Here is a 12,809-nt window from a genome sequence, read left to right as displayed (position 1 = left end):
GTTAGATAACCATCGTGCAACGCGTGCGGCTTTACGAACAGGCTCGCCGATAGAATCCGCAAACATAAGTGCGGGCGAGATAGGGGCAGAATCAAGGCTGGACCTTTTTAATACATAAAGGACGAGCTCTCTGCCAGATGATTAAATAATGATAACAACCGAGGCTACGTGTGAAACCCATTATACCCCACTTTTACCGCTACTGGGTTCTTCTCCCAGTCATGCTTTTGTCACTTTTCACCTCCATACCGTCGTTTGCCTGGACGCAAATGGATGTCCAGGCGCTTCCCCTAGCGTCCTATTACCCAATAAGCGATGGCATGACCTGGGATTACACCCTTGAAGACGAACGTTATCTGACAATCAAAAGCCTCCGCATACATAAGTTGTTTCGCTCCACCAACCGTAATTCTAGTTACACTAACGCTTTCGTACTTTTGAACATTGACTTGCAGGCACTTAGCACCACGATTCCAGAAACTTTCTGTCTTCCTCCATCCAGTGACAGCCTGCTGGTTGCGGTACAAAAACATATAGCGAGTAACTACTTACCTCTCATCCGCAATTTAACTCTGCGCAAAACATCCTTTACTAATGAAAAGTCCCAATTCGTGCTTGAGATAGGGACCTGTACGGGTGATGGAAATAACATCATTATGGGGGCTTATGTAGCAGACATAAATACCAAGTTTAACTGTGCTATTAAGGCTCCAGATACTGTGGCTTTCCGGTCGGATGACCCTGTTCGCCGAACGGAAAACTTCCTCGTTTCTTGCACTGGCGACGGTCAGGCAGACGTACGATTGCGAGTACTGGGCCCTACGACCATCACCCCAGGCCAAGGTATTTCCGTCTCTACCCTGCCACCGGCTCAATACACCAGGGTATATGCAGGTGAGTCGAAGGTAATCCCCGTTACCTTCGACCTGAAGACGAATGCGGCAAAACCCGGTCAGTACAGTGGGACATTTGTCTACGCACTAGAATACCTCTAGAAATCTGTTTGGCACCCGCCGGCTTCTTACTGACTACTACAGTATTGAGGAACTGCTGGACGCGAGCGTTTATATTCGGATGCATTGCCGTCATTGTTAGCTAGGGAGTACCGGTTTCAAAATAATCACCTATCTGGCGCCTAGTCCAGGCTTAGTGCGCTAAACGTACTCCTTTTTAATTCTTCCGCAGGATATTTTGATGCTGTTCGATCGCATTTTATTCTTATTGGTCTTTTTGCTTTATATGCCATTGGTAATATATGTGCCTAACCCCGGCGGGGTTGGCTTGGCGCTGCCGTTTAATCTGCTGATCTACGGCGGGGCTGCGCTGTTAATGATTGTATGCTGGCGGGTGCCACTGTTGCATTGCACTGTCATCACGCCGACCAGTCGAGCGATTCTGGCGGCTTGCCTGTTTCTGGCGCTGCCGATCCTTTTTACCCGGCCTGAATGGCAAAGTGGGGCCTTTTGGCGTCTAGCCGGTTTGTTCGCCGGTGCAGGGTTCTATTTCACCTGGTTGCAGGTGCGCATGAGCGTAGGTCAGCGACATGCGGTGCTGTACTTGATCCTATTGGCAGTCGTATTTCAGGCGCTAATTGTGTTATTGCAGCTATTTGCCCCGCAGATAGCACAATACTGGATCCCTTCTGACAGCTCCCGCGCCTTCGGTATCTTCCAGCAGCCCAACGTGTTGGCGAGTTTTATCGCTACCGGTTTAGCGCTGGCGCTGGCGGCATTTCTGCTGCCGGGATTTAGCTTGGTGCAACCTCGAGCAGAATATTGGCGTCGCTGTGCTTTGATCGTGGCGTTGGTGGTGCTGCCAATGGTATTGGTGTGGGTACAATCCCGTACTGGTTGGCTGGCGGGGATCTTAGTGCTGGGGCTGTTTGTCCTGTGCTTTGGCCGCCGTTATTCGCGGGCTGTAGCCATTTCGACTCTGCTAGTTACAGGCGGCGCCATAGCGGCTTTGGTATTGTGGTTGGGCAATGATCTGGGCGGTGCTTTGCGCTATGCCAGTCACTCTGGCTCCAACTATGCACGCTTTGTCATGCTGCACGACACACTGGCTATGATCGCCGAAAAACCACTGACCGGCTGGGGCTATGGCGGCTTTGAGTACAGTTTTCAGCATTTTCGGTTGGCGCAAGGGCTGTCCACGCAAGGTGTGGGAATTGCCCGCCACCCGCACAACGAGCTATTACTGTGGTGGGTCGAAGGGGGCCTTATTGCGCTGCTGGGCATGCTGATACTGGTATGGGCGGGCCTGAAGTTGGTGGCCCGCTCCCGTTTGCGCGATATGCAAGCTTTCTCATACGGTAAAGCGTCGGCGGGTGAGGCATTGGCATTGTGTGTGGCACTGTTGCCGATTGCGTTGCATAGCCAAACAGAATATCCATTTTACCTGTCGGCTCTGCACTGGCTAGTATTCCTGCTGTTGCTGGCCATGCTCGATCGACTGGTTGGCCCAGGACTTAGCACTGGCATGGAATTAAAACGTTTGAAATGGCCGATGTTAGCTCTGTCGTTGGCCGCGCTGTTCACTATGACGACAGGGTTTTACAGCGGGGTGGTATTGACCCAGGCGGAACGCAGGGGCTTACAGGATATGCGGCAGGTGGAAGCGTTGCCAGGTTGGTCAAGCTGGATGCATGACGATCGCCTGCAATTTGATCGACAATTGGGTGGGCTGTTAGCCTTTAACCAAACTCGTGACGAGCAGCAACTGGAAACCTACGCCCAATGGGCGCAGGACTATTTGAATCACCGTATTGATAAGAACGTTTACGCCAACCTGTTGGTGATCTTGCGTCAGCAGAAATCTGCGCGGGCTGACGCATTGCGGCAGGAAGCGGCATCGCTGTTTCCAGAGGATCCCCGTTTTGCCCAGGTTGTCTTTTAAGTCAATAGGCAAAGAATGGGCTAATTAAATCAGCCCATGCTGCGCTTTAACAAATCATTCCGCTGTGAGAGATCACAGCGGCTCAACATGCCCCACCACCCGTGATACCATCGGGAATTGTATTCTCAATTGCCGTTCAATATGGTCCACCGCATCGTGCACCGCAGAAATCGACAAGGCTGGAAGGGCTCGACAGTGAAAATTCACAATCACGCCCTGTGGCGTTTCTCGCGCCCGGATATCATGGATGTCTTGCACCAATCCGCTATTTTGCGCCGAAACCGTCAATGCTTGTTCAATCTTCGCCAGTTCGCCGTGTTCCACATCCTGGCTAGTCAGCCAATCCAGCATCTGGGGCTCCAGGTGGGTTTCGATCTCCGTATTTTCGCCCAACGTCTGGCGTAGGGCCTCCTCCACTTCGCTGGCAATATCATGCGCCTGCTCTACGCTGGCATTGGCCGGAACCAACAGATCCATCCCGATCGCCACACGGTCTGCCAATTGTTGTAGCGAAAGGCTCTGCACCACGGCCCCATGGTTGGCGGCCAGCATGCGAATACGGGTTGCCAGATCTTCATCACTTCTGGCTTGAGGGAGGGCAATCACCCGCACTTCCGAGTTGGCGTATTGCTGTTCAAGCTTGGCGGTAACGGCCTGCTTCAATTCCTTGATCCGCTCAAGCGGTAGCGTCCGGCATACCCCAACGCTCACCTCGATAAACAGCGTGGCTCCGCCACTGCGTAGGCGAATATTTTCTGTAGACAGCACCGCGGGGAAATCATTAAGCAGGGCCGCGATATCTTCCCGCGTGCCAGCAGGTGCAGTATCAATCAGGGAATCAAAGGAGCGTTTTCCTAGCTTCAAGGCGGCAGTCAGGATAAAGCAGGCGACGATCAGTGCCGCTAGTGCGTCCGCACGGGCAAAACCAAATAGCACAAAAACCATGCCCAACAGCACCACGCCGGAAGACAACATATCGGAGAAGAAATGCAGAGCATCGGCTTCCAGAGCCGCGCTGTTGGTGGCTTTGGCCACACGGTTCAAGGCCCGGACACGGAAGAAGTCAACCACAATGGACACCAGCAGTACCGCAATCACTACCGGTGCAGCCACAATCTGGTTTGCCTCACCTATCAGGCTGCTTACTGCTTCAAAGACGATCCAACCCCCAGCCGCCAGCAGGAGGAGTACCTCAAACAATGCGGCCAGATTCTCAACCTTGCCATGGCCGAAGTGATGGTCATCATCAGCAGGCTTATCGCTGACGCTCACCGCCCACCAGGTGATGCTGGTGGCAATAAAATCGGTAAATGAATGGATACCTTCGGATATCAGGCCAATACTGCCGGTAAATATACCCGCGATAAATTTACCTAACGCCAACAATCCGCTGATAATCATCGAGTTTCGGGCGACGGCCTGTTTTTGATTTTGCATAGCACAGCTCATAGTTGAATTAAAAAAATCAGCGTTTGGTTTTTACGGAACATTGCCAGACAAAAGCGACGAGCAGCAAGCTTGCGGTAGCTGTCAGCAATAAACAGGAGAGAAATGCAGTTTGACCGGTGGAATGTAAATAAATCTCATTAATTCCTACCGAGATCATAAAAATAGCGTACAGCAATCCAAGAATAAAAATCATCATCATTATCACGCGCGGTAAATACCGTCCGTTTATTGCGGTTATTCATCCTCCCCGCAATGATTTGATGAGGCTACGGGGAGGATGATGCTAGGCGGATCTTTTTCGTTCATTAGTCATCCCATTTGGTGCTCAGATAGGCTGCAATCAGCCCCAGTGAGCTGACGAAAAACAAAAATCCCATAAAAAACATCATATTTCCCATAATTTTATCCTCGGTTAACTGTAATCGATAACGACCTCTGTGGTTAAAAGTAAGTGTGCAACGTAGTCTCTGGCTTCATTCACCGTCAGGGTACCTGCGCGGAGAAAAAGTCAGCGTTCAAAGAGTTAGCAATGGCTGACCCGCCTGTGTTGCTGGCGCGGTAGCGGTCATCGCTGAGGAGTCTGGAAGTCATTGACCCTATTGCTGTTTAAACTTCAACAGTGCATCGCATAGGGGAGTAAACCAAAGAGGGGGAGTGCAGAAAGCCTATCTCCGCGTCCAGGTTTTAGCACTATACAACGTATCTGAACAATGTATCTGAAGAACAGTTCAGAAGTTACCTTGGGCTGAACCTTAATCCGATAAAGCCTGTCTTAACCTTGGGCATCTCTCGATGTCGTCAGATCAGTAACCTGTGTTTGTATAGGAGCCTCGCCAAACGAGATACTGCATATAACTACGCGGTGATTATAGGCGTGCTGGGCGCGATTGTGCTCGAAAATCGGCACCTCGTTGAGGTGATATTTAAGAAGTTATATTTAAACGAACGATTTATCTTAATGAACGATAATTTTGCAGTGATATAAACACCATGACGGGGATATTCAATTACCTTAATCAGCATTTATACGCTGAATAAAAGCAAAAACCGACCTTTTACAGTCGGTTTTACAGTTAGGAATGCACTATTACCGCATAGTCACGAATTCTTCCGCTGCGGTTGGGTGGATCGCCACGGTGTTGTCGAAGTCTTTCTTGGTCGCGCCCATCTTGATTGCCACGGCAAAGCCCTGCAGGATTTCATCCATGCCAAAGCCAATCCCGTGCAGGCCAACGATCTTCTCTTCTTCACCCACACATACCAGCTTCATGCGGCACGGCTGGCGATGCTGAGTTACGGCGCTGTACATGGCGGTGAAGGACGATTTATAGACCTTCACTTTGTCCTCGCCAAACTGCTCCTTCGCCTGCGGTTCGGTCAGGCCAATGGTGCCAATTGGCGGGTGGCTGAACACCACGGTGGCGATGTTGCTGTAGTCCAGATGTTCGTCCGGCTTGTTGTTGAACAGGCGCTCGGACAGGCGACGGCCAGCGGCGACGGCAACCGGGGTCAGCTCAACCGCACCGGTGTTGTCACCTACCGCGTAGATGCCTTTCACGTTGGTGTTCTGGAATTTGTCGACTTCGATGTAACCTTTGGCATTGGTTTTCACGCCGGTCACTGCCAGGTTCAGATTATCGGTCGCTGGTTCGCGGCCGATGGCCCAGACCAGGCTGTCCACGGTGAACTCTTTGCCGTTTTCCAACGCCAGCGTCAGGCTGCCGTCGGCGTTTTTGACGATGGATTTTGGAAGGGATTCGGTGTGCAGGGTTGGCCCTTCGGTGTTCATCACCTCAACCAGGGTTTCAACAATCATCGGATCGAAGGTACGCAGCGGGGCGTGTTTACGCACGAACAGGTGCGTTTCCGCTCCCAGCGCGTTCATCACACCGGCAATTTCTACCGCGATGTAGCCAGCACCTACCACTGCCACGCGTTTTGGCATGGCATCCAGCTCAAAGAAGCCGTCGGAGTCTATGCCGTATTCGGCACCTGGGATCGACGGATGGCTCGGGCGGCCACCGGTCGCGATCAGAATATGGTCGGCGGTGATTTTCTCGCCGTTAACTTCTACGGTATGCGCGTCAATAAAACGGGCAAAACCTTTGATCACGTCAACCTTGTTTTTACCCAGCACGTTATCGTAGGAAGTATGAATACGATCGATGTAGGCGGTGCGGTTGGCGATCAGACGTTTCCAGTCAAAGGCGTTGACGGTAGTATCGAAGCCGTAATCCGGGCCGTACTGGTGAATGGCTTCGGCGATCTGCGCCGCATGCCACATGACTTTTTTCGGGACACAACCCACGTTAACGCAGGTGCCGCCAAGTTCTTTGGCTTCAATCAGTGCGCATTTCTGGCCATACATGGCTGCCCGGTTGATCGATGCGATACCGCCGCTGCCGCCGCCAATTGCTAGATAATCGTAATGTTTCGTCATCTGGGTTTTCCATGAGTTGTGTGATTCGAGAAGGGTAAGAGTTTAACGCCTGACAGGGGGTTGTCGCAAAGATTGCGTCGATGGCTGTAATAGGCAGAGGCTTGATCCTCTGCCCGGTTGAGTTTACACGATAACCAGTTCGGGTTTTGCCCGATCGAGCGCTTGGCGATCGGCACTGCTGATGCCGGTATCGGTAATGATCATGTCGATCTGGCTCATCGACAGCACCAGGTTGAACCCCCGGCGGCCGAACTTGGTGGAATCGACCACCGCGACTACGCGCTTGGCTGCCTGAGCCATCACGCCGCTGATCGAGTAGCCTTCATTAAAGGTGGTGATACCGTTGGTGGCGTCCAACCCGTCGGCCCCGACGAACATCACGTCACCGGCAATGCCGTGTAAGGAGAGTTCCGCGATGGAACCGTGCATGGAGCGCGTCTTATGGCGCAGCGTGCCACCACACAGTACCAGCGTGATGTCTTTATTGTCGGAAAGCGCAAAGGCGGCGGGCAGGTTATTGGTGATCACCGTGATATTGCCCATCTTCACCAGCTCTTCGGCGATCAGCATGGTGGTGCTGCCGCTGTCGAGGATCACCGTATCGCCGGGATTGACCATGGCCGCCGCTTTTAACGCAATGCGCTTTTTCGGGTCTTTGGCCAGTTGGTAGCGTTCCTCCAGGATGACCTCACCGGTGGTTTTCGGCGCCTCAGCCTCCTGCTCCAACTGGCTGCCGGGCCTGGCAGCACCGCCGTGGAAGCGGATCAGCAGGCCTTTTTCTTCCAGCAGGCGCAGGTCAGCGCGGATGGTAACTTCAGAAATTCCGAAGGAATTCGAAAGATCGCTGACCAAGATGCTGCCGTTCTGCTGAACCAAGTCGACAATTTTGTTTCGTCTTTCAAAAGAGTTCATCATCCTGACCTATCGAAATGTTTTGCTTTTATTTTATGCGAAAGGGATATGAAAGGGGAGCATAAAGATCAAGGAGATGGGATTTGAGGCAAAATAATGGCTGAGTTAGGCAACTGACTTGCTTCGTAGGGGCGCTGCACGCTGCGCCCGTTCAGATAATCAATGGGTTAGGTAGGGGCGAATAGGTTCACCCCTACAAATTCAGCAACTCTGCCGCTTGATGTCACTCTTCGCAGAGTTTGAGCATGATTTTTCCCTGCATCGGCTTACCGGCCAGGGCTGCAACGCTGGCGGCGTATTGCTGCGGGCGATCGATGCTGGCAATCAACGGCTCCAGAGCCAGATCTGCCGATTGGAACAGCTTCATGGCCTGCTGCCACTCTTCCCCTGGCCACGGGGCTGAATAGTTCATCCAACTGCCCAGCAGCGTCAGCTCCTTACGCAGGATCTGGCTAAAGGTGCTGTAAGACAGATGCAGATCTTTATGCAGCGTCCCCACCAGCGCGATTTGTGCCCGTGGCCCGGCGATATCCAATGCCAGCCCGACCGTTTGTGGCGTGCCAGCGGTTTCCAGAATCAGCTGATCAAAGCGCCTTTCCTGCAAGCGTTCGGCTATCTCTGAGGGGCTAAGCTCCGCGCTGTTAAACGCGTTTTCTGCACCGATCTGCCGTGCCAGCTTGAGCCGGTCGTCATTGATATCGATCGCCGTGACGCTGCGTGCGCCCATCGCGCGGGCACATTGGATCGCCAGTTGGCCGATGGTGCCGGCACCAATGATGATCACCTCTTTGCCTTGGCAGCCCCCAGCCAACTGAATGGCATGCAGGCCGACGGTGATGGGCTCAATAAACGCCCCCTGCAACAAGCTGACGTTGGCAGGCAATTTCACCAGATTGGCGCGTTTGACCACGATAAACTCGGCGTTGCCGCCGTGGCTGCGTGAACCGACGAACTGGTAATGCTTGCACAGCGAATAGTAATGGCGCTGGCATTCCGGGCAGTTAAAGCACGGCAGCAAAGGGACGCAGGCCACGGCATCATGCTGTTGCAGGTCGGTAACCCGATCGCCGCAGGTCACGACCCGGCCACTGAACTCATGCCCCAGGGTAATCGGGTAGAAATGCGCGCCTTTGGCGAAGATGCGGGGGATATCTGAACCGCATAGCCCGGAATACGCCACCCGAACCAACACCTCATCGGCGGCCTCAATAGCAGGAGCGGGGCGTTCTTCAACGCGCACTTCTCCCTCCGTATGGATCACGACTGATTGCATAACTTGAACTCCGTAGAAGATAGATTGGAGGAGTTGACTCCCCAACAGACTCACATCGTAGGGGCGCTGCATGCTGCGCCCGTTTGGATAATCAATGGGTTAGATCGGGTCGAACCTGCTCGCTCCCTTGCAAATACTTTGAGGGGGGAGGTGGGCTCCCCCGAAGGATTAGGACATGGCGTTGAGGCTTTGGGCTGCCTGTTGCTTGGCGGAGGCTTCAGCCTGGGCAAATTGACGGGCACGGCGCCAGGTGAGGAACACCCCGATGGCGTAAATGACGCCGATAACCACCAGACCCACCACGTTTTGCCAGGTGAGCAGTTGGATCAGCAGGTAGGTGATCGGTGAGCCGCCTTGGTCCATCGAGGCCACCACTCCGCCCGCTTTCAGCGCACCGGCATTGGCAGCCAGTTGGGTATGCAGCCCGATGGTTTGGGTGGCGATCCACAGCGTGATGCTCATGATGATAAAACCCGAGATCAGCGTGCGGAACAGGTTGCCTTGGTGCACCGCCACGGCGAGGGCCACAAAGAAGCCGATGGTCGCCAGATCGCCAAACGGCAGCACCTGGTTACCTGGGACGATGACGGCGATCAGAATGGTCAGCGGGATAAAGATCAGGCTGGCGGAGACCACGGCGGTATGGCCCAGCAGCAGCGCCGGATCGAGGCCGATAAGGAACTCCTGGCCACCAAAGCGTGCTTGCAGGCGTTTACGGGCATGCTTGGCGATGGGCGTCAGGCCATCCATGATCGGTTTGATCACCCGCGGCATCAGCAGCATCACGGCAGCGGTTTTCACCGCCAGTTGCAGAATGCCCTTCAGGTCATAACCGGCCAGCGCACCGATAATCAGCCCCATCACAAAGCCGACGGTCACCGGCTCGCCGAACGGACCAAAGCGTTTCTGTACGTCGTCTGCGCTGAAGTGAATGCGGTTCAGGCCGGGGATCTTCTCGATAATGGTGTCCACCAGTACGGCGATCGGCCCCATATAGGCGGAGGTGCCGTGCGGGATGGCAATCCCTTCCAGCCCGAAGAAGTCGCGGGTATCTTTAGCGAACCAGTCCCCCAGCTTGTAGACGAAGGCGGCATGCACCACCACGCCCAGCATGCCCAGCCAGTATGAACCGGTGGCCAGATGCACCATGGCGCCGGTAAAGGTCATGTGCCAGATGTTCCAGATATCCACGTTAACCACGCGGGTCATACGCGTCAGCAGCATCACGATGTTGACCGCAATCGCTACCGGGATGGCGATCAGGGCAATCTGCGAGGCCCAGGTCATCGGCGACGAGCCTGGCCAGCCGATATCCACCACGTGCAGGTTGATCTGGAACTGCTCGGCCATCGACTTCGCCGCCGGGCCGATCGAGTCCAGCATCAGGCCGATAACCAGCCCGATACCGACAAAGCCAATGCCGATATGAATGCCTGATTTAAATGAATCCCCTAATTTCATCCCTAAAATCAGCGAGAAGATGATGATCACGATGGGCAGCATCACCGTAGGGCCGAGATCGAGGATGTAACGCATGATGTCGGTAAACATGGGCTACTCCGTCAGAATGGTCAGTATTTTTTGTTTCAGCGCATCAATGCCGACGCCGGAAATAAACGGCATGCCGTGCACCAACGGGATATCGCCAAACTGCCGGTCGACACGGGCGGTGGTGCAGATCAGGTCGGCATCGTCCATATAGGTTTCAATCTCGGTCACGCGGCACTGCACCAAATCCAGCTCGATGTTGTGCTCCGCGCACAGCTCTTTGATCTCTTCTGCGGCCATGGTCGAGGTGGCAACGGCACCGCCGCAGGCAACGATAATTTTACGTTTCACAGTGTGGCTCCTTCATATTCTGTTTTTTGTTGTGGTCGGGAGGGCGAAGTGAAAACCCGCTGGGCAAACATTTCGCCCAGTTGGTCCTCGGGGGCGGTCAGTAGCGCAGTGATAAACTCGGGGTGCTGCAACTGGCCAAACAGCGTGCGCAGTAAAACCAACTGCGCCGCCGGGTCGGTGACGATCAGCGCGATAATCAGCGCAACGTCGATCGTGCCGTCATCATCCGCCTGAGCGAAGGGCACAGCCTGGTCAGGGCGGATTAGATAAATAGCCGGGGCACGTGCATGCTCCGCTTCACAATGGGGGATGGCGACCGCGTGCTGCTCAAGGGCGATGCCGGTGGGATAAGCGCTCTCACGCACCAGCAACGCCTGCGGGTAGCTGTTGTGAACAACCCCGGCGTTGAGCATGGTGACGCCAATGTGCTCCAGCGCCTGCTGCGCGTCGGCAAAGCTGATGCCAGTGCGAACGAACAGTTGGCTGTTATGCATGGACCATCTCCTCGGCGTTTTTGGCTTGCTCTGCGGGGGCACAGCCGAAGCGATAAGCGCGCAGCACATCCTGAATTTTGTCGATCATCAGTGCGTGGGGCTGCTTCGCCAGCTTGCGTTCCATCACGCGCTGATATTGCAGCGGAAAGTATTGGCTCAGCAGGCCCGCGGGGATTTCTTGCTGGTCGAGGTTATTGAGCAGCGTCGTCATACTTTGGGCGATACGCGGGTGAGGCCAGTAGTAGCGGATACGGTCCGAGAGGCTGAAATGCAGGTCGATTAGCGAGCGGCTGAACGTCGGGTGGTAATACTTTTTCCAGTAATCCGGTTCGTCGAGCATCACGGCGTCAATCACCGCCAGGATCTGGCTACGTTTTTCCGGGGCAATCAGGGCCTGTTCGATATTGGCCAGGGCAAACACCGCTTCGCGCAGGGCGAACGTCAGGGCCGGGCCAACCTTGAGAATGGCGAAGTGATCGCGCACCAGTTGCTGATAGGCTTCACGCGTTTGGTAATCGGTAGAGTGTGCCTCATAGACCAGCGGCGTGGTGGTAATAAACTGGGAGAGCTCGCGGGCCAGCTGTGGTTGGTAAGCGATCACCTGTGAGTGGTCGAACTCCACTCCTGGCTGCACTACCACGGCGATGATCCTGGGGATCGCCTCTGCCAACCCGGCCTTGCGGAAGGCCTGATAGTGAGTTTCCAGCGTGGCGGCGGCATCCGTCGCGTGAGTGATATGTACGCTGCCAATGGCGGAAGATTCTCCTCCAGGAACGGGCACCTCGGTCCCAATCACATAGGTCAGCTGTTGTTTTTGCTCTGGGGTAGCGACCCGTTCGGCGACCTGACACAGGCGGGCGGCGCGTTCTGCCACCACGTGGGGATCTAACGGGATCGGATCGTCGGCGCAGGACATGGACGCATCCAGATGGATCTTGCTGAATCCGGCGGTGACGTAGTCGGCGATCAACACTTCCGCTTTCGCCATTGCGCTGGCGGCGGGTTCATTTTGCCAGCAGTTTGGGCCTAGATGATCGCCCCCTAACAGCAGCCGGGAGAGCGGGAAGCCGACGGTTGCCGCAATATCGCAGACAAACTGCCGGAAATCCGCCGGTTTCATGCCGGTGTAACCGCCAAACTGATTAACCTGGTTGGATGTGGCCTCGATCAGCACCTGGCGATCGCTGTGCAGATCCAGGCGTAATGCAGCTTCAATCACTAATGGGTGTGCCGAACAGACAGAGCAGATCCCGATCGGCTCCCCTGCTTTATGTCGTGCGATTATATTTTTCATTCTACCCTCCGTTTTCTTACGAATATAATCGTAATGTTTCGAAAGGTTAGCAATGCACTTTTCTATTATTCGTGATCAAGATCGAAAACTTTACCGCTATTTTTCCGCGCCGGTGCTTTCAGTGTGAGGGAGTAAGTTAACGAGTGGGGTGATTTTAGTTATTTAAAATCAGTTGATTACAGATAGTTGGTAAAAAGAGGAATGGGTATACGC

The 12,809-nt window shown here is 54.2% G+C and carries 11 protein-coding genes and 1 riboswitch; of the genes, 2 read left to right on the top strand and 9 right to left on the bottom strand.

Going from position 1 to position 12,809, the window contains the following annotated elements; genetic code table 11:
• Nucleotides 1-269: 269 nt before the first annotated feature.
• Together WN53_RS06605 and WN53_RS06600 are read left to right on the top strand one after the other, a co-directional pair.
• Entirely contained in the window at nt 270-995 is a 726-nt protein-coding gene (locus WN53_RS06605; protein WP_024482809.1) for a hypothetical protein, read from the top strand.
• A gap of 199 nt (nt 996-1,194) precedes the next feature.
• A complete protein-coding gene (locus tag WN53_RS06600; RefSeq protein WP_024482808.1) occupies nt 1,195-2,895 on the top strand; it encodes an O-antigen ligase family protein in 1,701 nt (566 codons plus the stop codon).
• Nucleotides 2,896-2,967: 72 nt separating this feature from the next.
• Here the strand turns inward: WN53_RS06600 and WN53_RS06595 are convergent, their stop codons facing one another.
• The 9 genes from WN53_RS06595 to gatZ form a co-directional block, all read right to left on the bottom strand.
• Entirely contained in the window at nt 2,968-4,332 is a 1,365-nt protein-coding gene (locus WN53_RS06595; protein WP_046808030.1) for a cation-efflux pump, read from the bottom strand.
• Nucleotides 4,333-4,649: 317 nt separating this feature from the next.
• Nucleotides 4,650-4,721: a protein MgtS gene (gene mgtS, locus WN53_RS28575; protein ID WP_235166922.1), complete on the bottom strand. Its 72-nt coding sequence runs from the start codon at nt 4,719-4,721 to the stop codon at nt 4,650-4,652.
• 285 nt (nt 4,722-5,006) lie between these two features.
• Nucleotides 5,007-5,193: riboswitch (M-box (ykoK) riboswitch) on the bottom strand.
• 238 nt (nt 5,194-5,431) lie between these two features.
• Entirely contained in the window at nt 5,432-6,784 is a 1,353-nt protein-coding gene (gene gorA / locus WN53_RS06590) for a glutathione-disulfide reductase (RefSeq protein WP_024482807.1), read from the bottom strand.
• Nucleotides 6,785-6,907: 123 nt separating this feature from the next.
• The gene (locus WN53_RS06585) at nt 6,908-7,696 is read right to left on the bottom strand and encodes a DeoR/GlpR family DNA-binding transcription regulator (protein ID WP_024482806.1); all 789 of its coding nucleotides are present in this window, start codon (nt 7,694-7,696) and stop codon (nt 6,908-6,910) included.
• 223 nt (nt 7,697-7,919) lie between these two features.
• Nucleotides 7,920-8,969: a galactitol-1-phosphate 5-dehydrogenase gene (gatD, locus tag WN53_RS06580; protein ID WP_024482805.1), complete on the bottom strand. Its 1,050-nt coding sequence runs from the start codon at nt 8,967-8,969 to the stop codon at nt 7,920-7,922.
• A 168-nt stretch (nt 8,970-9,137) separates the two neighbouring features.
• Nucleotides 9,138-10,520 carry a galactitol-specific PTS transporter subunit IIC gene (locus tag WN53_RS06575; RefSeq protein WP_024482804.1) on the bottom strand — a complete coding sequence of 461 codons (1,383 nt, stop codon included), beginning with the start codon at nt 10,518-10,520 and terminating at the stop codon, nt 9,138-9,140.
• Nucleotides 10,521-10,523: 3 nt separating this feature from the next.
• Nucleotides 10,524-10,808, bottom strand: coding sequence for a PTS galactitol transporter subunit IIB (gatB, locus tag WN53_RS06570; RefSeq protein WP_021181786.1), 285 nt, complete (start codon nt 10,806-10,808; stop codon nt 10,524-10,526).
• Entirely contained in the window at nt 10,805-11,302 is a 498-nt protein-coding gene (gene gatA / locus WN53_RS06565) for a PTS galactitol transporter subunit IIA (RefSeq protein WP_024482803.1), read from the bottom strand. The genes gatB and gatA overlap by 4 nt, the downstream gene beginning before the upstream one ends.
• Nucleotides 11,295-12,596, bottom strand: coding sequence for a tagatose-bisphosphate aldolase subunit GatZ (gatZ, locus tag WN53_RS06560; RefSeq protein WP_024482802.1), 1,302 nt, complete (start codon nt 12,594-12,596; stop codon nt 11,295-11,297). The genes gatA and gatZ overlap by 8 nt, the downstream gene beginning before the upstream one ends.
• Nucleotides 12,597-12,809: the final 213 nt, after the last annotated feature.

The organism is Serratia fonticola (assembly GCF_001006005.1).
Lineage (GTDB): Bacteria > Pseudomonadota > Gammaproteobacteria > Enterobacterales > Enterobacteriaceae > Chania > Chania fonticola.
Note: the sequence above shows the minus strand (reverse complement) of the source record. Positions and strands in the feature narration are given on the sequence as shown.